Genomic DNA, 24,554 nt, shown 5'->3' with positions numbered 1-24,554 from the left:
AAAAATGCAAATGCTTACAGTATAGAGGAGGAATAAATATGGAACGAAAAGTTGGTTTTATTGGATTAGGAATAATGGGGAAACCAATGTCGTTGAATCTTATAGAGAAAGGTCATACGCTTACGGTTTTTGATCTTAATCAGGATGCTGTTGCACAATTGCAAGCAGCCGGTGCATATGCCGCAACTACCGCTAAAGAGGTTGCTGAAAAGTCAGATGTTATTATTACAATGCTTCCTGCGTCTAAACATGTAAAAGAAGTAATACTTGGAGAAAATGGTATTTTGGAAGGTGCAAAACCCGGTTCTGTCATCGTTGATATGAGCTCTATCACACCAAATGTCTCACGTGAACTTGCAGCAGAAGCTGCCAAACTTGGGGTGGAAATGCTGGATGCGCCTGTTAGCGGCGGTGAGCCAAAGGCGATTGATGGAACATTGTCCATTATGGTTGGCGGTAAGTCAGATGTATTTGAAAGCGTTAAATCTATCTTGAATGGTATGGGAAAGGATATTGTCTTAGTGGGAGACAATGGCTGTGGTGTAACAGCCAAGCTTGCTAATCAAATAATTGTAAACCTTAACATTGCAGCAATGTCCGAGGCTTTAGTACTGGCTGCAAAAGCAGGTATTGATATTGAGAAGATGTATGAAGCAATTCGCGGAGGACTTGCAGGAAGTACGGTTCTTGATGCTAAGGTGCCTATGATTCTTGAAAGGAATTTTGCACCAGGCGGCAGCATTGCAATCAATATGAAAGATATTACAAATGTTATGGATACAGCCCATGAAATTGGTGTGCCACTGCCTCTTTCTAGTCAATTGCTGGAAATATTCCATGCATTAAAAACAGACGGAAAAGTGAATGATGACCATGCCAGCATTGTCCGCTATTATGAAAAGCTAGCTAATACTGAAGTAAAGAAGGTTGAGAAATAATGGAGAGCTTGCGCTTGAATGCAGAATACCTTAACCAACTTCCAGCAGTAGACAAAAAGGCGGCAGACCAATTAGCAGCAGCGGCATTAAAGGAACTAAACAAAAAAATCATTGTTCTCGATGATGATCCGACAGGTGTCCAAACAGTAAATAATATTTCTGTTTTTACTGATTGGTCTAAAGAAGCGATAGAGGCAGGGTTTCAAGAAGATTCATCCATGTTTTTTATTCTAACAAACTCACGCGGATTGACAGAAAAAGAAACAGAAGAAGTTCATCGTGAAATTGCTGAAAATATCCTTTCGGTTGCATCCAAACTGAATAAGGAATTTATAATTATCAGCAGAGGGGATTCGACATTACGCGGTCATTATCCCCTTGAAACAGCTGTTATCCGCAAGACACTTGAAGCAGGCTCCAGCTTAAAGATAGACGGAGAAGTAATCCTTCCCTATTTTAAAGAAGGCGGACGCTTTACGATAAATAATATTCATTATGTGCAAACAGGAACAGAGCTGATTCCTGCTGGTGAAACGGAATTCGCTAAAGACCGTACATTTGGCTATTCCAGTTCTCATCTTGGAGAATGGGTAGAGGAAAAGTCAAATGGGGAGTTTCCAGCAAAGAACACATTATATATTTCCATTGAGCAGCTTCGCGCACAGGAAGTTGATAATATTGCGGAACAGTTAACTGCTGTGACTGATTTCAACAAGATAGTTGTCAATGCAGCTGACGAAGCAGATGTAAAGATATTTACTGCAGCACTCGTTAAAGCAATTCAGGCAGGAAAGAATTTTCTGTTTAGAAGTGCAGCTGCTCTGCCTAAAGTAATCGGCGGTGTGCAAGACAGGGGCCTTTTGACAAGAGGCGAACTAGTCAAGGAAGAAACAACTAATGGCGGTTTAATAATAGTCGGCTCTCATGTAAAGAAAACGACAGAGCAATTGGATAAATTAAAAGAGCTAACATCGATTGAATTTATTGAATTTCAAACAAACTTAGTGCTTGAGCCAGATAAGTTTCAAGCAGAGTGTGAGCGTGTGATTGAAACAGTCGAAAGCTTGATTACTGCAGGTAAAACGGTAGCAGTTTATACGAGCAGGAAAAGGCTGGACCTTGGGGAAAACAAAAAAGAAGAAGAATTGAAGCTTTCTGTGTCTATTTCAGATGCAGTGACGTCCATTGTCACAAAGCTGAAGGTAAGACCTAATTTCCTTGTTGCCAAAGGCGGCATTACCTCCAGTGATGTAGGAACAAAGGGTCTCGGGGTGAAAAGAGCAACAGTTGCCGGACAAATCAGACCGGGAATTCCAGTATGGATTACTGGAGAAGAAAGTAAATATCCGGGGATGTCTTATGTAATATTCCCAGGGAATGTCGGTACAGTCGATGATCTAAAGACTGTTGTCCAAATATTAGGCACACAAGCATAAATCACATATAATCATGGAATGCCGATTACGGCATTCCAAATTACAGAGGGAATCGAGGGAGAAATATGCCGATCGTATATATATGTATAGGGGTAGCGCTTTTGCTCTTATTAATGGTTGTCTTTAAGTTAAACGCTTTCATATCGCTGGTGATTGTTTCGCTGCTTGTAGGGGTTATGGAAGGCATGGCGCCAATCGAAGCAATGGAATCTATTACAAATGGTCTTGGAAGCACCTTAGGGCATCTTGTTTTAGTTATCTGTTTCGGAGGTATGCTAGGTAAACTGATGGCTGATTCAGGCGGTGCTCAGCGAATTGCCACAACCTTGATAAATTCGTTTGGGAAAAAGCGGGTTCAGCTCGCAGCAGTTTTAACTGCAGGTATAGTCGGTATCGCACTGTTCTTTGAAACAGGTGTAGTGGTGTTAATTCCGCTAGTGTTTACGATTGCTGCACAAGCAGGTGTCCCAATTCTTTATATCGGAATGCCGGTCATATCTGCACTGATTACGATGCACGGCTTTGTACCGCCACACCCTGGGCCAACAGCTGTTGCAGCAGTATATGATGCAAATATCGGAAAGACATTATTATATGGTGTGCTAATTGCAATACCAGCGATTTATTTAAGTGGTCCACTTTATGTGAAGACATTTAAGAAAGCAGATTTAGAAGTAGAAATCCCAAAAGGATTATTTACTCCGAAGCATTATAAAGAAAGTGAACTGCCGAGCTTCGGTATCAGTGTGTTTACAGCATTAATTCCAGTAATACTTATTGCTTTCCAAGCAGTGGTGGAAATTGCTATGCCGAATTCCTCCTTACTGCCAGTCGCCCAGTTTTTAGGAGATCCTGGTTTTGCCTTATTAATTGCAGTTATTGTGGCTATCTTTACTTTTGGCTTAAACCGTGGAAAGAAGATGCCGGAAATCATGAACTCGATTTCTGAATCAGTAAGCAGCATTGCTATGATTCTATTGGTAATCGCAGGGGGCGGAGCATTTAAACAAGTGCTGATTGACACACATGTCGATCAGTATGTGGCAAACCTGATGGAAGGCTCAACGATGTCTCCGTTAATTTTAGCTTGGCTGATTGCTGCGATTCTTCGTGTTGTCCTTGGTTCAGCAACAGTTGCAGGACTAACAGCTGCAGGTATTGCCGCACCTTTAGTTGGTGCTGCCCATGTTAGTCCAGAGCTAATGGTACTGGCGACTGGAGCTGGTAGTATGACATTCTCCCATGTGAACGATGCAGGCTTTTGGATTTATAAGGAGTATTTCAACCTTTCAATCGGAAAAACCATCCGTACATGGTCTGTTATGGTTACCATTGCATCCTTAGTTGGGCTTGCAGGTGTGTTAATTATCAACATGTTTATTAGTTAACGTGTTTCTACTATTTAAAAGTTGATAAGCTTATAAATTGATAGAGCTGCTATTTAGGAATTTCTAAATTGCAGTTCTTTTTGTTGCAAAATACAGGTCCTATTAGCAAAAGCTGTCTAATTAGGATTCTATTCCTATATAAATCCTCCATAATCCTTATTATAATTCTTGGTAGATAGGCTAATATACCTAAGAGGAGGGATGATTAAATTGGGAAATAGAAATACTGCTATAACGTACCATGATGAAGAGACCTTCCATTACAGGCGGAAATCTTCCAGAGAATTAATTAGCCATGTGGCATCAGCATGTGATATTCGTGATCAAAAAATTATGGGCCATCTAAGCAGAGTGCAGGAATTGACTAAGATGCTCATAAAGGCTTATAACAGAAACAGAGAAGTACTTAATAAGGATTATTATAATAGCATTGCTGACTCAAGCATCCTACATGACATAGGAAAGGCGCGAATTCCGGTGGAAATACTGTATAAAACAGGTGAATTAGATCATTCGGAAAGAAATATGATGAATATGCATCCGATAATTGGCGCAGCCATGTTTAAAGAAAAGACCTTTAGAGTGCTGTATTGTGACAATCTAGTATTAAAGGTAGCGGAGAACATCATACTATATCATCATGAAAGATGGGATGGCACAGGGTACCCATATAATTTGAAGGGTTATGAAATACCGTTGGAGGCTAGGATAGTAGCTATTGCAGATAGCTATGATGCATTAACGAATGAAAGATCCTATAAGAAAGCTTGGTCAAAGGAAAAGACACTACAATATATATATGAACAAAAAGGGAAGCAATTTGATCCAGACATTACAGAAGTATTTTTGGAAGTCATTTAATAGTAGCTATAAGTTCCCCGCTGTAAACTCCAGTTTAACGCGCAGCTTACATCATTATTATTCTGCAGAAAAAAACTCTGATAAATATTAATCCATGAATGAGAGGCTGGTAAAGAACCAGCCTTATTTTTGCAGCCAATTTTACATAAATAGAGGGTTCATTGGAATAATAACTTCTAATGATTTTAAATATTAGGAGGATACTATTGGCGAACTTAAGAGAAGAACTGCCAGCACTTATGATATTGGATGTACAGAAAGGCTTTGACGACCCGTACTGGGGAAAGCGGAACAATCAGCAAGCTGAAAAAAATATAGCACGCCTTCTAACTGAATGGAGAAACAGAAAAGGGCATATTATTTATTCGCAGCATATGTCTGTGCAGCCGGATTCTCCCCTTCATTATAAAAATAAGGTGGGAACACAGTTTAAAGACAGTATACAGCCACTGCAACTGGAAACTATCTTTCAAAAAAATGTAAACAGTGCCTTTATCGGTACAGGTTTAGAAACATATCTTAAAGATCAGCAAATAAAATCTGTAGTTATCACTGGACTGTCCACACAGCATTGTATTTCTACGACAACACGAATGAGTGGAAATTTAGGATATCAAACTTTCTTAGTGTCTGATGCCACAGCAGCATTCGAAACGACCGATCAAAAAGGTAATTATTATGATGCAGACTCTATCCATAATTATGAGCTTGCCATGCTCCAGAACGAATTTGCGACAATTCTTACGACAGAGGAGATTTTGAGTGAATGGAATAGTTAACAAAAATCCCATAAATAGTTATGGGATTTTTGTTATGCGCGAATCCTGTATGGTTTGCTTATCTTCGCCCAGCTTAGCCATGTAATCTATTAAGAAATGGAGGATAATAAGGGGAATAATCGAGCCAAGGCCAGCATATAAGATCGAAAAAACTAAGCCAACAATTGCTGTCCGCAATACACCTGACAATAGCCCCTGATACGTATGAGCAAGTCCGAATAAAAGAGATGCAAAGATGGCAACAAACCAAATGGACAGGTTTGGAAATAAGTAAGAAAAAGCAAAGAGTAAAAAGCCGCGGTATATTATCTCTTCGGTAACACCTGCCGTAATAGAAACGTAATTCCAAAGCTTTTTCTCCTTCTTACTTACAGGCATTATTGCAAGAAACTCGGACTTCTCCTTTTGTTTGTTTTTTGCTTCGGTTAGATTTGTCCGAATATTACTACTGACATGGTATCCAATCATATAATAGAGAATAGCCATAATATAGACGCCAGTTAAGGCAAAGACGATATAGGTAATAACAGGACCAAAAACATCTGTGTTAATAGAAGGTAAGGTAAATCCGATTTGATTAAAGGTAACTTCGGTGAAAAGGACTAAGAGGATAATATAAAGAGTAGGGACCCACAAGCCAACAATAGTATGAATATAATACTTCTCTCTGGCATGTGCAATGGTTGTGACATTTACCTTGAATTTCTGAAAATCAAAATATCCAAAAATAGGCTCATACACAAACAAAAAAACAATCATTATCCAAAGGAATATTTCCATGTAAACCTCCTAATTTTTGTTTTCCACTTTATTTTTATTCAAGAAGGAATGTGATATTCCTGCTTTTCATACAGCTGTATTATTTTAAAGTATTGAAATTCAGCAAACTGTGCTGATTAAGACCAGTTTTTTAGATAAGCATTGAATTAAGATTAAAGACCTTTAAGTAAGATGTAGAGTGATGCTTGTATTGTGATAGATATTTATTTATGCTATAGTATCACCATGCTTTTTTAACTGCTTTAAAAAGGTTTATGGTGGTGAATGGAATGAATGAATTATCAGCAACTCCAAAATCGATGAAAAAAATGATCCTAACTGGAATTCGCAAAGCCCTTCTTGAAGCAGGAAGTGCAACGAAAGTGGAACTTAGTAATACATTAGGTATCAGTTTTCCGACTATCAGTAAATTCCTAGCGCAAATGGAAAAGGACGGGGAAATAAACTTAGTCGGATTAGATGATTCAAGTGGGGGAAGAAGAGCTAAACGCTATTCGTATAACCCAGAATATATGTTAGGCTTGGCGATCTTTCTAGAAGGATCAGAAACCAATTACACGATTTTTAATTGTATTGGAGAAATAAAGGAAAATGGAACTACTCCAAGTGTGCTAAAAGAGGATGGACTCACCTCTCTAAATATATATATTGAAAGCATGATGGAGAAGCATCCGAAAATAAGATCGCTTGCTGTCGGGGTGCCAGGTTCTGTTGATAATGGACGGATTTTTTATATACCAGGCTATGAATCCTTTCAAAACTTTGATTTAAAAGGTTATTATGAAGAACGGTTTGACATTCCTGTTGTAGTGGAAAATGATATGAATGCTGCTGTTCTTGGTTATCACGCAAATATGGGGATGACAGACAAGCATTCCTTAGTATATTTGTATTTTGGTCAAAACGGACCAGGAGCAGGTATTATGATAAATGGCGATGTAGTTAGAGGAAACACCTTTTTTTCAGGTGAAATTTCGTTTGTTCCCCAATATAATGATAAGAATTTTCAGCAGGCGATAGAAAGTGAAGCTCGAAGCAAGGTAATGATAGTGGAGGACCATCAAATCGATGCAACAAGCAGACTAATTGCCTCGTTTGTATCAATTCTTAATCCGCATACAATTATATTTTATAATGATGAAGTGGATAAAGAGAGCTTAGAACACATAGCAACATGCAGCGCAAAATATGTTCCTTCCGAACATCTGCCGGAACTTACAGTTAGTGATTGGAAAAAAGATTATTTATATGGGCTCCAAAGTCTTGCATTGGATCAACTTATGAAAGACTAACAATAAACGGTGTTGTCAATTAAACTCACTCTTTAATAGGAGCAGGTTTTATAGACAGCACCTTCTTTCAGTTGGGGCAAAAACTTATTCGTTTGTAATAAATTTCAAGTGCCAAGGCAATAGAAAACCGAATGCAAATACATAGACAATAATGGAGATATATCCGTTCCAGCCTTTAAATGTCATATAGCCAAGCTGAACCATTCCAAATTGAATTAAAAAGGCAGCCAGAGTAAACCAGGAAGTTAACATCCATTTGTTTTTCGAATGGAGGAAATTCAAAAAAAGAATCGAAAGGGAGGTTGGAATTAACGTATAGCTCAAAATATCACCGAGACCTGCTTTTTTAGGATTGCCTATATCAAATAAGTCGAATGCCCTTGCGAGAATCCCGTCACTGAGCCAAGTAGCAAATCCAACTACCCCGAATGTAATATAAATATCTCTCCATGAAATCTTCTTAGGTATAATAAGTACAGAAAGAACCAATACGATGCTTACAGTAACTGGGAACCATAAGCCCTTTGAACTTAAATCTAGATTATCAATAATTTCATGCATGCTGTAACCACCCTTAAGATTTGCCTTTATTTTCTGCAGATGGTTTTAGGAATATACAATTTTTATGGAAAAGGAAAAGCACAGTTATCAATTGATAACTGTGCTGCTTTTTTATTGTTTTTTAGAATTTGATAATGAAATCCCTGTGAATCCATAAAAAATCGTAATGAGCGGACATAATAGACAAAACAGTGCAAATAGAGCATAGTCTGCAACAGAAACGCCAAGTACAGAAGACAAAAATACGCCACAGACACCCCATGGAACGAGGGGATTAACGACTGTTCCCGCATCCTCAAGCACCCTTGAAAGATGCTTAGGCTGCAAGCCGGCTTTTTTGAAGTTTTCTTTAAAGGCATTACCAGGCAGCAGGATAGATAAGTATTGCTCTCCAAGAATAAAGTTAACGGCAATTGCTGTTCCTGCTGCAGAGCATACTAGCAAGGAAACACGGTGCAGCATATTTTGGACTACAGATAATAAGGCAGGTACAATTCCAAGTCTGAATAACAATCCGCCCATACTTAAAGCAAGCAAAATGATGGATATGCTGAACATCATACTTTCAATTCCGCCTCTTGACAGCATAGAATCTACTTCTGCAATGCCGCTTGTTGACTTGTAGCCAGAGTATAGTAAATCAAGTATTGCATGAAAACCTAAGCCATTATTGACCCAAAAAGAAATAATTAACGCAGAAATTGTTCCAGCGAACAATGTGGCAATTACAGATACTTTTTTGAGTGCCAGAATAGCTAGTAAAATTAGCGGAATAAGTGAGTACCAATGCACAAGGTTTAGATTCAATAAAGTATCTTTAATTTCATCTATCTTTTGAATGCTGTCTCCAGTTTTACCTGGTGAAATCAATAAATATACAAGGAACGAAATAATAAATGCAGGAACTGTTGTCCATGCCATATCTTTAATATGTTCAAATAAGTCTGTATCTGCAACGCTTGCTGCAAGTGTTGTTGTATCAGATAAAGGTGACATCTTATCACCGAAAAATGCTCCGGAAATTACAGCGCCAGCAGTGATGGCAGGCGATATATCTAAAGCCGTGCTTGCTCCGATAAAGCCTACTCCAATTGTAGCCGCTGTAGTAAGGGAACTGCCGATACAAATACCGATAATAGCTGTAACAACGAAAACAATCGCAAAATAGAATTTACCTGAAACTAATTCAACTGCTAGAAAAATAAATGTCGGAATTGTTCCGCTTGCCATCCAGCTGCTGATTAGCATTCCTATAAAGAAGAAAATCATAATAGCACCGAGACCAGGTTTAACACCTTCTACCATTGCCTGTTCCAAATCGCGAAAGCTAACTTTTTTAATCGCTCCATAAACTAACAATAAAGCGATACCTGTCATGATAGCAATATGTGGGACAACCTCTACCCCAATTATCAGGTAACCAAGGGCCCCCATTAGTAATATCGTAATAAACACTGCCTCCAACGGACGGATCAACAGTGTGTTTTTCTCAAAATCCATACCTATTCCTCCAAAACTCTTTAAAACTTGCTGCTTATGATTTATTAAAGTCAGCTATCTAGTAAAATAGTAACTTTCTTATTTAAACGCTTTTAAGCGTTAAAGCGAACATGCATTACGATACACCATATTTGTCGCTATGTCAAAATAATTTTTTCGTTGTTTGAGGATGATAGTGTGAGAAGTGCGAACGCTAAGTCTCTACGCAATATGCATAAAATGCAGTCTCAAATCAGAATAATTAGTAGAATGATTTCATGAAAAAGGGAAAAACTAACTGGAAATAGAGCAGAATGGTGGAAGAATACATGTCTGAGTATTTGGAGGTAACAGCTAGAACAATAGGCTGTTTTTTTCTATTGTATATAGGCACAAGGATCTTAGGGAAACAGCTGATTTCACAAATGACAAATATCCATTTTATTGCTTCTATCTCCATGGGTACGATTGCAGCAAATTTAACGTTCAATACTCCTATTAAAGTCGCTAATTTTATTCTGGCATTTGTTATTATCGTTATGATTGCTTTAGCAGGGGTTACAATGTCTGCAAGAAGCAAAGAGGCACGGAAGTTTTTTGGCGGGTGTCCCACACCTGTTATAAAGGATGGGCAAGTTTTAGAAGAGAACATGATAAACCTCCATTTTACAATAGACTATGTAAATCAGCTGCTGCGAGAGAAAGACATTTTCAATATCGAGGAAGTTCAGGATGCAATAGTAGAGGCAAGTGGAAAATTGTCTGTCTTAAAAAAGCCTCTATATAGGGAAGTTACAAAACAGGATATAAAGATTGCTGAAGCAGAGCAGACAAATCGCCCAGTTGAGTTAATTGTCGGAGGAGCAGTGTTGGAAGCAAATCTTATGCAACACAATCTTTCCTTGCTGCAACTCGAGCTGGACAAACAGAAACTACTCTTGAATGAAGTTGATTATGCAGTATTAGGTTCTAATGGGAAGGTGTATATATTAAGCAATAAGGATTCTAAACAGTAAAAAGCAAGAGTTCCATTCGAACTCTTGCTTTTTACTGTTTAATGGCTTGTATTAGGGCTCTCTGCCATCGCTAAATCGTTTTGATAGGCAGTTAGAGCCAATTCATATCTGATTTTTTTGCTGGCTTCCACGAAATCTGTTTCATTTACAAGGCCAGATATAGAATATTTATGCCCCATGAAACCAACATTCAGCTCCGTAATTTCATTGAATTGAAATGGTTCGACAGGAATGCCGAATTCATCCTTCAATAAATAGTGACGATATTTATCATTGCAGGTTTTTGCTAAATCCTCCATCACTTTAAAGGCAGCATCTGGGTTTTGTCTATAGTTGAGGATGAGGCTTTCGTTAACCCTCCGCCTTCCCCTCGTTCCATTCTGCAGCTCGGTAATGTTGCTGTAGGAAACGGTATAGAGGTAACCGTCATACTGGCGGATTTTCAGGTGGCGAATGCTAATTTCTTCAATTTTCCCTTGTTTATCTCCATTGATAATAACATAGTCCCCGTGATGCAGCTGACGTTCAAATAAATATGTCAGTCCCATAATATAATCGCGAATAATATGCTGTAGAATCAATGCCAAGGCACTCGCTAATACAACTGACCCGGTTATCAGTCTATCCAGTTCAAAGAAATGGCTGAGCAAGTAAATAAGGAAGAATACCAGTCCTATAACCTTTGTCACCTGATTGGTGAAATGCATCAAAGTTTCTTCCCGCTTTTCATCTAAAAAGCTTGTTTTGTCAAAAAATATTTTTATGAACTTTCTAATTAAAAAAACTGTAAGTATAATGAGCAGTGCTACTGCTGTCAGTCTAACTGGAAATTTCTCGAATAGTTCTAAGATAAACATAAACTCACCCTTTTGCTTAAACTAATAAAGGAGAGAAAAATTCTTTCCTAACAAAAATTAACGATAGCATGTTTTCATAAAAAATAGAAGCGATATTCATTAATGGTGTTAAGTTAATTATAATGAAAGGGATAGGAAGATAAAAGCTGCTAATAGAAGGGGATTGTTCCGTGTTTTCAAAGTTTATTGATCATTATGCATTATCTGCATTACATAAAAAGAAAAGCTCAACCACACAATTTGCCATACCAGTCTTACCAACTGAAATAAACAGAGAGGATTTCTATCAACCAGACAATCCTAGTTTTCAGACAGAAGTAACTGCAGATTATCAATCTAATACATATAGCTTTACCTCCTTCATTGCCACAGAATACCCTAATAATGATTTTATAAAAGGGGAAATGTTTTTGCAAAATAATAAGGGAGTAACACCAAATATAATCTTGATTCATGGCTGGAGAATGAACTCATACAATAAATTAAAAAGTATTTACCATGATAAGATGTCAAGCTTAGGTTGGAACCTGTACTATTTTCCATTAGCCTATCACATGGAAAGAACTCCTCCTCCATCTCTGTATAGCGGGGAATTTATGATAAGTGCAAACTTGGACAGAACGGTGCATGCAACTAAACAATCGATTGTTGATTTAAGAACATTGATTCACTGGATTAAACAAACACAAGAGGGGCCGATTGTGTTAGTTGGTGTTAGCTTAGGAGGATGGATAGCGAATCTTGCAGCAACACTGGAGGCTGAAATTGATGGAGTTATTTCCGTCTTTTATGCCAATAGACTATCTCATTCTATCTGGAATACAATTCCTGGGAAATACATTAAGGCTGATTTCCTGAACAATGGAATAGGCTTTAAAGAGCTGATTGAGCACTGGGGAATTACTGATCCAAGCGGGTCGCTACCTAAAATAAAGAAAGAGAACATCTTATTAATTTCAGGAAAACACGATCAATATATCTCACTAGAAGACGCTGATCACTTGTGGCAAAGCTGGGGCAAACCGGCAAGACATGTTTATAATTGCGGCCACTCAGGAATTGTCTTAAATAAAAAGAGAATAGCAAAAGATACTATTTCCTTTATTCAAGAGCAAGTTCTAAAGATCTTTAATAAGGAAGATTAATATATTAAGAAAATAATAGTAAATATAAAAGATTGCCTTTTTTTAGGGCAGTCTTTTTTTAAACAGAATAAGACTTAGGTAATGTTTCCCATGTTCCTGCTAAATTGTTCTTACTCATTGATTCTAATAATAATACACCGATATATTCTGTAGGCCGCAACATTAAATTTTGATAGGAAGCAGGAAAACAGGTGAAACGAATGTCCATAAAAGCTAAAACATTGGTGTTTTTAATGCCATTAGTATTTTTAACACTGTTAGTGATGACTGTTGTATCTTACAATACCTCTCACGATTATATATCTAATGAAATTGATCAGAAATTACATTTTCAGTTAGAGTCTGTGACGGGTGACATTCAAGGAACGATAGACAGGCATACTGCCTTTTCAAAAGGAGTTGCTGATGTCTTAGAGCAGAATGCAACTAGCTACACGCTTCAAGATCTGCACGCTATTTTTGAAGGACAACTAGCGGGAAATCAAGATGTTTACGGAATGGGAATTTATTTTGAACCGTACCAATATAAAGAAGGCACCAAGTATTTCAGTACGTACAGCTACAGAGAAGGGGACAAGACAACCTCGACGGAAATCTATAATAATCCTGATTATGATTATCCTAATCAGATTTGGTACAAGGTTGGTAGCGAACTTGGGAAGGAAGCAGGGATAGCTTATACAAAACCGCTGTTTGATGAAAGTACGAATGCGACACTAATCACTGCAGCAATGCCAATATACAACGGCAAAGATGAATTGCAGGCAATTGTAACTAGTGATATTAATTTAGGAGAAATTCAAACACTTATTTCTGAAACACAAGTTGGAGAACAGGGTTGGGCCTTTCTTCTAGATAATGAAGGCGAATATATCGCAGCAAAAGACGAAGATAAAGTTATGAAGTTAAACATTAAAAATGAACAAAATAAAGATTTAGCAGCACTGTCTGCTTCCATGCTTTCCGGTAAAGAAGGGGAAAGCTACTTCACGGAAGACGGGGAAGAGTACTTTGTGCAATACACTCCCATAAACGGTACAAATTGGGTATTAGGAATGGTAATACCGAAAGCAGAATTAACAGAAGCATCTCAATCAATATTGTATTATTCGCTGGCTATTGGAATTGTTGGTGTCCTTATTATTGCAGCAGGTATAATTTTCTACTCTTCTTATTTGTCACGAAATGTTAAGAAAGTGAATGATCTTTCTGTAGATATGTCAAATGGTGACTTAACGAATGAACTCCATATTAACAGCTCTGACGAATTTGGTGTAATGGCTGCTAATTTTAACAAAATGATCGGAAACCTTCGGAACATGATTAGAGAAGTTGCCGGGAATTCTGAATCAGTTTCTAAAACTTCTTATGAATTAAGCGAAGGGGCATCTGAAACGACGAAGGCAACAGAACATATTGCTGCAGCAATACAAGAGGTTGCGGAAGGTTCCAAGGTCCAAACAGACAGCTCGCAACAAATAGTTGCAGCAATGGAAGAAATGAGTTCAGGTATTCAAAGAATTGCCTCTTCTTCAGTCGATATGTTGGAGAATTCGTCTGACGTCATAGAAAAAGCAAAAGATGGCCGTCATTCACTAGAAAAGACGTCGACACAAATGCAATCTATTCATGCAAGTGTGTCGCAGTCTGCTGAGGTTGTGAAGAGATTAGGAGAACATTCGCAAAGAATAGGAGATATAGTGAAGGTAATATCAGATATAGCTAATCAAACGAATCTTTTAGCACTTAATGCCGCAATTGAAGCAGCACGCGCAGGGGAGGCTGGCAAAGGATTTGCTGTAGTAGCTGAAGAGGTTCGTAAGCTAGCAGAAGAATCTGACGCATCTGGTAAGGAAATAGTAGAAATTATTTCTACCATCCAGAAGGATACAACGCTTGCAGTCGATGTGATGGAAAACGGAACGAAGGAAGTGCAAGCAGGGATGGACGTAGTTCATGAGGCTAATGCTGCATTTTTAACAATCTTAGAATCTATTCAATCCGTTGACAGTCTAATCCAGGAAGTTTCCTCATCGTCTCAACAGATGTCAGCAGCATCTGAGGAAATTACAGCTTCTGTAGAACAATTGTCAGATATTGCACAGAATGCATCTGACAATACCCAAAATGTTGTTGCTAGTACAGAGGAACAGCTTGCAACAATGACAGACTTAAAGAACGCAAGCAGCCATTTACAAAGCATGTCACAGAAATTACAGGAACAAATTTCACAATTTAAAATATAAAGCATTGTTAAAGGCATGAGTTCAAGCGTGAAACTCATGCCTTTTTTACTTTTTACGGGCAATAAATATGACTGCCATCCCCTCATTATATAGTGACTTTGACAAAAAAAGGGTATAGCTCTTAATTATAACAGCTGATTACTTTTATCCGTTACACTATAGCCATTTAATCATGATAAGCTACATACAACGTTAGAGAGACACAGAAAAGGAGGTGGCATTCCCTACCGATTTCTAGAAAAACAATTAGGAATTCGAAAGTGCATTGCGAGTGTTTTGAATATTCAATTATATATTAGTTTTAGATTTTGCTTACTAAAGTAATAGGCTGACTAAAGGAGGAGGGATAGAATGAATTTTCGGGATGAGTTGAAAAAGCGAATTTTGATTGGTGATGGAGCCATGGGTACCCTTCTCTATTCAAACGGAATTGATAATTGCTATGAAGAGCTCAATATTACCCATCCTGATCGGATTGAAACTATTCATACTGCTTACTTGGAAGCAGGAGCAGATATACTCCAATCCAATACATACGGTGCGAACTACTTTAAATTAAAACGATATGGCTTGGAGGAAGATGTTAGCAGCATCAACAGAAAAGGCATATCCATTGCCAGAAAAGCAGCCAAAGGAAAAGCATTTGTATTTGGAACTATCGGTGCGTCAAGAAGCTTTCGTAAGTCTGATCTCGAGTTGGATGAAATTAAAAGAAGCTTTCGTGAGCAATTATACAGCCAGCTGATGGAGAATCCTGATGGCCTGCTTTTAGAAACGTATTATGACTTAGAAGAATTAGAGACAGTATTAAAGATTGCTCGCAATGAAACGGAACTTCCAATTATTGCTAATGTTTCTTTGCATGAAAACAGCTATTTACAGGATGGTGTCCATTTAAATGATGCCTTTCTCCAATTAGAGGCATTAGGCGCAGACGCTGTTGGAATCAATTGTCATTTAGGACCACATCATATGATTCGCTCTCTCGAAGAAGTGCCGCTCCCTAACAGCGCCTTTCTTTCCGTCTATCCGAATGCCAGCCTTCCAGAATATATAGACGGACGTTTCGTTTACGAAGCGGTCCCTGACTATTTCGGCTCAAGTGCCGTAAGTTTGCGTGAACAAGGAGCACGGATTATTGGGGGCTGTTGCGGAACAACACCAAAACATATTGCAGCAGTAAAAAAAGCACTTGGAAATCTTACACCAATTACGGAAAAACAGATTAAAGTGCGTAAAATCGAAGTAATAGAAGTTGCTAAAAGTGAAAGTAAAAAAGGGCTGCATGAAAAAGCGAAGTCCGAACGAACGATTCTTGTTGAACTGGACCCGCCCAAAAAACTTGGGATTAAAGAATTTATGAGAGGTGCGAAAACACTGCATCAAGCAGGTGTCGACTCCATCACACTAGCAGATAATTCTTTAGCCAGCCCGCGCATAAGCAATGTCGCTCTCGGAACGAAGCTGAAGAACGAGATTGGCTCAGAGCCTCTTATTCATATTACTTGCCGTGACAGAAATATGATCGGCTTGCAGTCCCACCTGATGGGCTTGCAAACTCTTGGATTAAGTGAACTATTAATTGTGACTGGCGACCCTTCCAAGCTTGGTGATTTTCCAGGGGCAACAAGTGTTTATGATTTGTCATCATTTGATTTAATTAGTCTTGTCAAACAGTTTAACGAAGGGTTGTCGTATTCGGGACAAAGTCTAGGGCAGCGCACCAATTTCAAAATAGCAGCAGCCTTTAATCCGAATGTCCGCCATCTGGATAAAGCAGTCCAACGACTAGAGAAGAAAATAGCATGCGGCGCTCAATCTTTTTTGACCCAGCCAATTTTTTCTGTAAACCAGTTGGAAGAGGTATATGAAGCTACTAAACATCTTGAAACACCTATTTTTACTGGTATTATGCCGCTAACAAGCGCTCGAAATGCTGAATTTATCCATAACGAAGTGCCAGGCATAAAGCTGCCCGATGATGTCAGGCAGGCGATGGCCTCATGCGGCAATGACCCATTAAAGGCCCGGCTTGAGGGAATTGCAATTGCTAAGGAACTAGTAGCTGCCGCTGCAGAAAAATTTAAAGGAATTTATTTAATCACGCCTTTCTTACGATTTGAAATGACGGAGGAGCTAACAAAGTATATTAGAGAACTGGACAGTGAGCGCTTTGTTGAAGTGACTGCTACCTGAGTAATGACATAGGATCATGTTTTTACTGTTTTAATACCAATTAATTCTATAAGAAAACCTAATATTAAGATGCAGGAGGAATATAATAATGAAATTAATTAGTACTGTTATTGGCTACCCTTACATTGGTGAAAATCGGGAATGGAAGCGTTGTGTCGAATCTTTTTGGAATCAGAAAATTTCAAAAGAGCAATTTATTGCTGATATGAAAGCAATTAGACTGAATAACTTGAAACGCCAGCAAGCATTTGGCCTGGATTTACTCACTGTCGGAGACTTTACTTTTTATGACCGTATGCTTGATTTAGCTGCAATGTTCGGTTTAGTGCCAAGCCGTTATGAGTGGTCTGGAAAAGAAGTAGATTTGACAACATACTACACAATGGCACGCGGCGGGAAAGATGCTGTAGCTTGTGAAATGACAAAATGGTTTAACACAAACTATCACTATATTGTTCCTGAATATGAAAATAAGCAATTGTCGCTGACAAATAACTATATTTTAGATTATTTTATAGAGGCAAAGGAAGAATTAGGACTTTTAACGAAGCCTACAATTATTGGACCGTTTACGTTCGTACAGCTAGCGAAAGGTTATGATAAAAAAGCAAAAGAATCGTTTGTATTAAAGCTTTTACCGCTGTATACACAAGTGTTTCAACAGCTTATTGATGCAGGAGCAGAGTGGATTCAGGTCGAGGAGCCTGCATTAGTACTGACACTAAGCGAAGAAGATATTAAGCTTGTTAAAGAAATTTACAAGCAATTATCAATAGAAGTGCCAGCCGCAAAAATCATGCTGCAAACGTACTTTGAGGCACTTTCCGAATATCAGGAGCTGACACAACTGCCTGTTGCTGGGATTGGTCTTGATTTTGTTCATGGAGGAGAGGGAAATATCCGCTCTATCCAAAAATATGGTTTCCCTAAAGAGAAAGTATTAGGGATTGGACTAGTAAATGGACGAGATATTTGGAAGGCAGATTTAGTAGAAAAAGCGGCAACAACACAGTCTTGTTTAGCATTAAGCGGTGTTAAGGAGGCTTGGATTCAATCATCCTGCAGTCTGCAGCATGTACCTGTTACAACTGTTTCTGAAAAAGCACTAGATGCTGCTTTACAGGATGCTCTGTCGTTCGCAGATGAGAAAATAGCAGAGTTGATTCAAGTAACGTCTTATGTACGAAACGAAACGTTGACAAATGAAATTGCCCTTACACAGAGTAAACTGAAAATTGATGCACTGGCAAGGCATGAAGCAAGAAATAATCACAATGTTGGTCAGCTAGTTTCTAGCGTGCAGCCTCAGCATTTTTCACGACCTGCTGTCTTTAAGGAACGACAAGCATTACAGCAAGAAGAACTGCAATTACCGGATTTTCCAACAACAACAATCGGCAGCTTCCCGCAGTCTGATCAGGTGAAGCGGACACGAACAGCATGGCGTAAAAAGGAAATTACCGATGCTGAATATGCACAGTTTGTCAAAAATGAAACAGCACGCTGGATAGAAATCCAGGAAGACATCGGACTTGATGTGTTAGTAACTGGAGAATTCGAGCGGACAGATATGGTCGAATACTTTGGTGAAAAGCTTAGAGGAATCGCCTTTACAAAGCAAGCATGGGTCGTTTCATATGGTTCACGGTGTGTGAAGCCGCCAATTATATATGGCGATGTAGAATGGATCGCTCCGATGACAGTGAAAGAAGTCATAGAAGCACAAGAGTTAACGGAAAAATATGTGAAAGGCATGTTAACAGGGCCAATTACCATTCTAAACTGGTCTTTCGTCCGTGATGATATATCCCGAGAACAAGTAGCAAATCAAATAGCGTTAGCATTGAGAGAGGAAATTAGCGTGTTAGAGGAAGCGGGCATTGCGATTATTCAAGTAGATGAACCGGCACTGCGTGAAGGCCTGCCGTTACGTAAGGAAAAATGGGGGGAATATTTAGAGTGGGCAGTGAATGCATTTAAGCTTGCCACATCAAGTGTAAAGAATGAAACACAAATTCATACACATATGTGCTATTGTGAGTTCAATGACTTTTTAGACACTATTCGCGCCTTAGACGCAGACGTCATTTCAATTGAAACGTCGAGAAGTCACGGAGAGCTGATTCATTCACTTAAGCAAAACGCATATGAGCTAGGCATTGGATTAGGTGTGTATGATATTCACAGTCCGCGTGTTCCAAGTATTCAAGAAATTGAAACAATCTTAAACGACAGCCTAGAAGTTATTGCAAAAGAACAGTTCTGGGTGAATCCTGACTGCGGCTTGAAAACACGACGCGAGGAAGAAACAGTACAATCCCTTAAAAACATGGTAGCGGCAACACAGAAATTGCGTGAGCAGGTTAAACAAACGGTATAACAATAAATGGGGCAGCACATACAGGTCCTGCTCCACAATATTTATTAGTCTAAAAAATGATTGCTAAATAGACAAAAGGTCTTCTATGTACCAACAGATAGAAGACCTTTTGTTTTTTTGGGTATTTTTTTGCTAAAACTTTTTTTATCAGAACTTCATTATATCCGATAAAAGGCGGAAATCTAGAGAGGACCATTAAAAGTAAATATAAAGTAATGAGTTTGTAATCCTGTGATAAGAAAGAAACAGTAAAAAAGAAGTTTCCGAATGATACAGGCAATTGCTGGTAATATTAATAAAGAAACAGAGTCGAGGGGGACTAACATATGCCGCATCAAAAATTCCAGTCAGCTAACATAAGACCTCGTTATGCAAAAGGCACAATATCAGCATGGGGAGTAAATTCTGCATATCCTCGCACTCCATGGGTTGCTGCTTGGTGGTCTGCTGCCTTTCCAGGGTTTGGGCATATGTTTCTCGGTAAGTACCTCCATGGTTTTATGCTGATTATTTGGGAGCTTGTTGTAAACAGTCAGGCCAATGTAAACATGGGGATTATCTTATCCATGCTAGGAAGATTCGAGGAAGCAAAGGCAGAAATTAACGAAAATTGGTTCCTGCTTTATATGGCAGTGTATGTATATAGTATATGGGACAGTTACCGCTGTGCCGTAGAAATTGCAAAAAGCCATGTACTTGCAGAAGTGGAAGACGCTCCTATCTCTCCATCTGCTGTAACCTTTTTCGATGTTGTCATACTTGATAAGAAAAATCCCTGGGTAGGATTTTTCTGGTCGTTATTATCGCCTGGCTTAGGTCAACTATATGCCGGCAGTACAATCGTTGGCACCTTAGTTTTAGCTTGGTGGATATATGTTGCTTATCAAGCAAGTGCAGTTAGTGCTTGGCTTCATTCGTTTCTCGGTGATTTTCCGAGTGCAACAGCTGCTCTTGATTCGCAATGGTTTCTTTTTCTACCGTCAATGTATGCCTTTGCCATATATCAAGCGTATACAGCAGTAATAGAAACAAATACATTATATGATATTGAGCAAATTCGTTTCCTTAGAGTGAGGGATGAAAACTTGTCAGAACACAACACATTAGATAATAATACAGTCCAAATTATCGCTACATTTGAACATTCTCCCTTTGTTGAAATGGTCATTCATGAAATGGAAAAGCAGGGAGTAAAGCCGCAGAATATTGTGGCTTTACCGATGGAAAATCTTGATGATCAATTACATATAGTAGACTCTATCCATTCCGTTGACGGCAGAAGTATTCTTGATGGAGCGATGCTTGGCGGTTCTATCTTTATGGTTTTAGGCTCTATCTACGGATTCGTCTTGTATTTAGGACCAATTATTTGGGGCTTGCTTGGTCTAATTGGTGGTTTTTTAATAGGTTTGTTTATTGAAATAGCACTTAAGAAGAAAAAGAAAATTAAATTTTTCTCTAATCGTAAAAGCGAGGTACTATTACAGGTAACTTGTAATAAATCTCTGCAGGAGCAGATGATTAAGATTCTTAAAACCCGGAAAGCCAATAGTTTTCTGGTGATGCCTCAACGGATTAATAGTTAATGTTTATCACGATAAGGGTGCAGATAATGTCTGCACCCTTTTTGTCATTCATATTTAGTATGCTTACCGCGATTAAAATTTACGAGTGCTTCTAATGCAAATGTACCAATACCTAATGAGATTAGAGAAGGCAGCCGGATGTTTTGTTGCCTTTACATACATGTTTTGAGAACGAATCCAGCCTTTGTTTGTGCCTCTTTCATGTAACATGTAACCTGCATGGTATAAGTTACTTTCTTCCAGGGGATTTGAGGGTCTATTTACATATTGGCTGGGCGGTATCCATATTTCCATTACTCTGTCCAGATTGCCGAGAACTTTTAAAAAATTAGCTTGTGAGCCAACAAAAACATCTCTTAGTGGATTCTCGGCAGCTATTAGCAACACTTTATAAAGATAGTTATATTTGAAATTTTATAACATATTATTTAAATAAAAGTTGAAACATTATTACAAAAACGTTATACTCATTTTTAGAAAGCGCTATCAAAATTTGGATATGTAAAGGAGAGGTTAATATGAAAGTTTTGTTTGTATGTTCTGGTGGAATGTCTAGTTCCATTTTGGTGAACACACTAAAAAAAGAAGCCAAAAATGATGGCTTAATATTGGATGTATTAGCAGTTGGCGCGACTGACTTTGCTTCGGAAATCCGCAACGGTTGGGATGTGGCAATGGTTGCTCCTCAAGTCAGACACCGTTATGACAGTTTTAAAGAATCTGCTGATGAAGCAGGTGTTCCTTGTGGGGTTATCCCTTCACAAGCCTACAGCCCCCTTGGCGGACCAGCTTTATTAAAGCTACTGCACGAATTAACCAAGAAATAACAGGTGAGCTAGTGAACAATTAGGAGGGAATATAAATGGATAAGTTTGTAGACTTTTTAGAAAGAAATCTTTCTACTCCCATGGCAAAGCTATCTGAGCAAAAACATTTACGGGCTATCCGCGATGGGGTGGTTTCCGCATTGCCGTTTATAATCTTTGGCAGTATCTTTCTGATTATTGCTTTTCCACCAGTGAGTGCTGATTCTGCTATTGCAGCTTGGGCGAGTAAACATGCAGCAGAAATCTTAATTCCGTACCGGTTAACAATGTTTATCATGACTTTATATATCACGTTTGGAATAGGCTATAGTTTATCTCAAAGCTATAAGATTGATCCTCTTTCTGGTGCGCTGCTTTCTACTGCTGCATTCTTATTTACGATTGGTGTCCAAACGGTAGAGGAGGTCGGCTTTGTCCTGCCGATGGCTAATCTTGGAGGACATGGTCTGTTTGTTGGTATGATCGTTTCGATTTTTTCTGTAGAAATTCTCCGTTTATGCAAATCGAAGAAAATTATGATAAAAATGCCAAGTTCTGTGCCGCCTTCTGTCGCAAGGTCGTTTGAAGCGTTAATACCTGTGACCCTCGTATTAACCGTTATGGCGCTTATTACTGTCGTTTTTGGGATAGATACTCATTCGATTGTAGGCAAAGCAGTTGCACCACTCATTAAAGCCGGTGATACGTATCTTGGAGTCATTCTGCCAACATTTTTAATTACTTTCTTTTGGTCCTTTGGAATTCACGGTGTCTCCGTTGTTGGAGCAGTTGCCCGCCCCGTTTGGGAAGTGTATTTAGCTAATAACTCCGCAGCAGTTGCGGCTGGAAACAATATTCCGCATATTGCTCCTGAAACATTTTTTCAATGGTTTATTTGGATTGGCGGATCTGGTGCAACATTAGGATTAGTCATTGCGATGTTATTAACAGCAAAATCAAAATATAGTAAAGCAATGGCAAAGACTACGATTATTCCAAGCTTATTTAATATTAACGAGCCGGTAATCTTTGGTGTCCCGATTGTATTAAATCCACTATTAATTATTCCATTCATTATTACGCCATTAGTGGGAGCAACTATTGCCTATATAGCAACAGCAATCGGAATGGTCAGCCCAACCTATGTAATGGTGCCATGGACCTTGCCAGCTCCAATTGGTGCCTATTTAGCAACAGGCGGGGACTGGAGAGCTATTGTAATAGTTCTTATTAATCTGGTTCTTTCTGTGCTTATCTATTTACCATTCTTTAAAATATATGATAATAAGCTCGTCACCCAAGAAAGCGAAGAAAAATCCGCAGCGTAAGGTAATGTGTTTATTACAGGGGGGAAGCAAATGAGAAAGACACAAAATCTGCTCTTTTTTAGCTATAAAAGTGCCGCGATTTTCTTTAGCTTAATACTCATTTTTAATCTTGTCTTTGTTCCTCTTTTAAGTGCTACTGGAGTAAATCAGCAAGCTGCATTAAGTATTGTCAATAGCATTGGAATCAGCAGTGCTTTAACATTTGTGATTGTCTGGATTGAACGTAAATTAAACAAAAAAAAGCATGTAATTACATTATTTCTAGCATTATTAGTAGGCTGCTCATTAGGTTGTTTCTTATTAGTATTTGAATAAATGGAGGTGTACTTATTTGGCATATGTTGTAGGCCTTATGTCTGGAACATCATTAGATGGAGTTGATGTGGCATTAGTCAAAATAGACGGCTGCGGTATGAAAACAAAGGTTGAACTGATTGAATTTATGTCGTTTCCTTATTCCAAAGACATAAAAAAGGAAATCCATGATTCATTTTCAATTGAAACTTCAAACAGCGCACTAATCTGTTCTTTAAATTTTAAGCTCGGTGAAATTTTTGCAGCTGCTGTTACCGATGTTTGTAAAAAGGCAAAGCTTGCCTTGGAAGACCTTGATGTCATCGGATCACATGGACAAACCATTTATCATCAGCCCTATCAAACAGAAGGCTTGAGCCCGTCTACCTTACAAATTGGCGAGCCAGCCGTTATTGCCTATCAAACAAAAACAGCTGTAGTATCTAATTTCCGTACAATGGATATGGCGGCAGGAGGACAAGGTGCACCACTAGTTCCATATACAGAGCTTCTTTTATATGGCAGCAGGGAAAAATCGATAATTCTTCAGAATATAGGCGGTATTGGAAATGCCACCGTTTTGCCGAAGGCTGCTGCCATAGAAGATGTGCAGGCGTTTGATACCGGTCCGGGAAACATGATAATAGATTATCTTTGCGAAAAGTTTTACGGGGTTCCTTTTGATAATAAAGGAGAAATTGCAAAAACCGGCAATGTTAATAAAGAATTGCTGGAACACTGTATGGAAATTCCGTTTATCCTTGCTTCACCACCAAAATCAACAGGGAGAGAATTATTTGGCACAGCATTAGTAGACTCCCTAGTAAATGCCTATCCGCAAGTTTCCGAACATGATTTTGTGACAACAATGACCATGTTTACCGCAAAGTCCATAGCTGAAAACTATAAAAAGTTTATCTTTCCCACTACTAAAATAGACGAAGTTGTTATTGGCGGAGGCGGGTCTTACAATAAAATGCTGCTTGTGATGCTACAACAAGAGCTTTCAGAGTTTTGTCAGGTAATAAGGCAGGAGGATTTAGGTTTTTCATCTGAAGCAAAAGAAGCAATAGCGTTTGCTGTCTTAGCAAACGAAACGATGAATAATTTACCAAGCAATGTTCCTAAAGCAACAGGAGCTAAGCAGGCACTTATCCTTGGTAACATTACACCAGTTCCATTTTAA

20 protein-coding genes are annotated in these 24,554 nt (G+C 38.6%); 16 read left to right on the top strand and 4 right to left on the bottom strand.

Going from position 1 to position 24,554, the window contains the following annotated elements:
• Positions 1-38: 38 nt before the first annotated feature.
• From garR to MKX82_RS20665, 5 genes are all read left to right on the top strand, one after another.
• Positions 39-938, top strand: a complete 900-nt coding sequence (garR, locus tag MKX82_RS20685) for a 2-hydroxy-3-oxopropionate reductase (protein WP_341079797.1) — start codon at positions 39-41, stop codon at positions 936-938.
• A gap of 8 nt (positions 939-946) precedes the next feature.
• On the top strand, positions 947-2,374 hold the full coding sequence (locus MKX82_RS20680; protein ID WP_445738861.1) for a four-carbon acid sugar kinase family protein: 1,428 nt from the start codon (positions 947-949) through the stop codon (positions 2,372-2,374).
• Between the two features lie 65 nt (positions 2,375-2,439).
• Positions 2,440-3,762 carry a gluconate:H+ symporter gene (locus MKX82_RS20675; protein WP_233318148.1) on the top strand — a complete coding sequence of 441 codons (1,323 nt, stop codon included), beginning with the start codon at positions 2,440-2,442 and terminating at the stop codon, positions 3,760-3,762.
• A 210-nt stretch (positions 3,763-3,972) separates the two neighbouring features.
• Positions 3,973-4,623, top strand: coding sequence for an HD-GYP domain-containing protein (locus MKX82_RS20670; RefSeq protein ID WP_233318145.1), 651 nt, complete (start codon positions 3,973-3,975; stop codon positions 4,621-4,623).
• Positions 4,624-4,862: 239 nt separating this feature from the next.
• Positions 4,863-5,402: a cysteine hydrolase family protein gene (locus tag MKX82_RS20665; RefSeq protein WP_233318255.1), complete on the top strand. Its 540-nt coding sequence runs from the start codon at positions 4,863-4,865 to the stop codon at positions 5,400-5,402.
• Positions 5,403-5,420: 18 nt separating this feature from the next.
• Here MKX82_RS20665 and MKX82_RS20660 read toward each other — a convergent pair whose 3' ends face one another.
• Positions 5,421-6,182, bottom strand: coding sequence for a CPBP family intramembrane glutamic endopeptidase (locus MKX82_RS20660; RefSeq protein WP_341079793.1), 762 nt, complete (start codon positions 6,180-6,182; stop codon positions 5,421-5,423).
• Between the two features lie 269 nt (positions 6,183-6,451).
• On the opposite strand from MKX82_RS20660, the gene MKX82_RS20655 reads away from it, so the two are divergent.
• Complete coding sequence (locus tag MKX82_RS20655) at positions 6,452-7,474, top strand: ROK family transcriptional regulator (RefSeq protein ID WP_233318142.1); 1,023 nt, start codon at positions 6,452-6,454, stop codon at positions 7,472-7,474.
• Positions 7,475-7,558: 84 nt separating this feature from the next.
• Here the strand turns inward: MKX82_RS20655 and MKX82_RS20650 are convergent, their stop codons facing one another.
• Both MKX82_RS20650 and nhaC read right to left on the bottom strand, forming a co-directional pair.
• Positions 7,559-8,035: a hypothetical protein gene (locus tag MKX82_RS20650; protein ID WP_233318140.1), complete on the bottom strand. Its 477-nt coding sequence runs from the start codon at positions 8,033-8,035 to the stop codon at positions 7,559-7,561.
• A gap of 111 nt (positions 8,036-8,146) precedes the next feature.
• Positions 8,147-9,535 carry a Na+/H+ antiporter NhaC gene (nhaC, locus tag MKX82_RS20645; protein ID WP_233318138.1) on the bottom strand — a complete coding sequence of 463 codons (1,389 nt, stop codon included), beginning with the start codon at positions 9,533-9,535 and terminating at the stop codon, positions 8,147-8,149.
• 308 nt (positions 9,536-9,843) lie between these two features.
• Between nhaC and MKX82_RS20640 the strand changes: the two genes are divergently transcribed.
• Positions 9,844-10,530, top strand: a complete 687-nt coding sequence (locus MKX82_RS20640; RefSeq protein WP_341079786.1) for a DUF421 domain-containing protein — start codon at positions 9,844-9,846, stop codon at positions 10,528-10,530.
• A gap of 38 nt (positions 10,531-10,568) precedes the next feature.
• Here MKX82_RS20640 and MKX82_RS20635 read toward each other — a convergent pair whose 3' ends face one another.
• A complete protein-coding gene (locus tag MKX82_RS20635; protein ID WP_233318134.1) occupies positions 10,569-11,387 on the bottom strand; it encodes a mechanosensitive ion channel family protein in 819 nt (272 codons plus the stop codon).
• 170 nt (positions 11,388-11,557) lie between these two features.
• Here MKX82_RS20635 and MKX82_RS20630 point away from each other — a divergent pair, with 170 nt between their 5' ends.
• From MKX82_RS20630 to anmK, 9 genes are all read left to right on the top strand, one after another.
• Positions 11,558-12,532, top strand: a complete 975-nt coding sequence (locus MKX82_RS20630; protein ID WP_341079783.1) for an alpha/beta hydrolase — start codon at positions 11,558-11,560, stop codon at positions 12,530-12,532.
• Positions 12,533-12,732: 200 nt separating this feature from the next.
• Positions 12,733-14,778: a methyl-accepting chemotaxis protein gene (locus tag MKX82_RS20625; RefSeq protein WP_341079781.1), complete on the top strand. Its 2,046-nt coding sequence runs from the start codon at positions 12,733-12,735 to the stop codon at positions 14,776-14,778.
• 351 nt (positions 14,779-15,129) lie between these two features.
• Positions 15,130-16,974 (top strand): bifunctional homocysteine S-methyltransferase/methylenetetrahydrofolate reductase, encoded by a 1,845-nt coding sequence (locus tag MKX82_RS20620; protein WP_251648092.1) that lies wholly within the window; start codon positions 15,130-15,132, stop codon positions 16,972-16,974.
• An 88-nt stretch (positions 16,975-17,062) separates the two neighbouring features.
• Positions 17,063-19,354, top strand: coding sequence for a 5-methyltetrahydropteroyltriglutamate--homocysteine S-methyltransferase (metE, locus tag MKX82_RS20615; protein ID WP_341079778.1), 2,292 nt, complete (start codon positions 17,063-17,065; stop codon positions 19,352-19,354).
• A gap of 326 nt (positions 19,355-19,680) precedes the next feature.
• A complete protein-coding gene (locus MKX82_RS20610) occupies positions 19,681-20,940 on the top strand; it encodes a hypothetical protein (protein ID WP_341079776.1) in 1,260 nt (419 codons plus the stop codon).
• Between the two features lie 518 nt (positions 20,941-21,458).
• Complete coding sequence (locus tag MKX82_RS20605; protein WP_233314802.1) at positions 21,459-21,767, top strand: PTS sugar transporter subunit IIB; 309 nt, start codon at positions 21,459-21,461, stop codon at positions 21,765-21,767.
• 35 nt (positions 21,768-21,802) lie between these two features.
• The gene (locus MKX82_RS20600; protein WP_237943264.1) at positions 21,803-23,074 is read left to right on the top strand and encodes a PTS sugar transporter subunit IIC; all 1,272 of its coding nucleotides are present in this window, start codon (positions 21,803-21,805) and stop codon (positions 23,072-23,074) included.
• A 30-nt stretch (positions 23,075-23,104) separates the two neighbouring features.
• Positions 23,105-23,389: a hypothetical protein gene (locus tag MKX82_RS20595; protein ID WP_341079771.1), complete on the top strand. Its 285-nt coding sequence runs from the start codon at positions 23,105-23,107 to the stop codon at positions 23,387-23,389.
• A 16-nt stretch (positions 23,390-23,405) separates the two neighbouring features.
• Positions 23,406-24,554, top strand: a complete 1,149-nt coding sequence (gene anmK, locus MKX82_RS20590; protein WP_341079769.1) for an anhydro-N-acetylmuramic acid kinase AnmK — start codon at positions 23,406-23,408, stop codon at positions 24,552-24,554.

Origin of the sequence: Niallia sp. FSL R7-0271 (assembly GCF_038005785.1) — a bacterium.
GTDB lineage: Bacteria > Bacillota > Bacilli > Bacillales > Cytobacillaceae > Niallia.
Note: the sequence above shows the minus strand (reverse complement) of the source record. Positions and strands in the feature narration are given on the sequence as shown.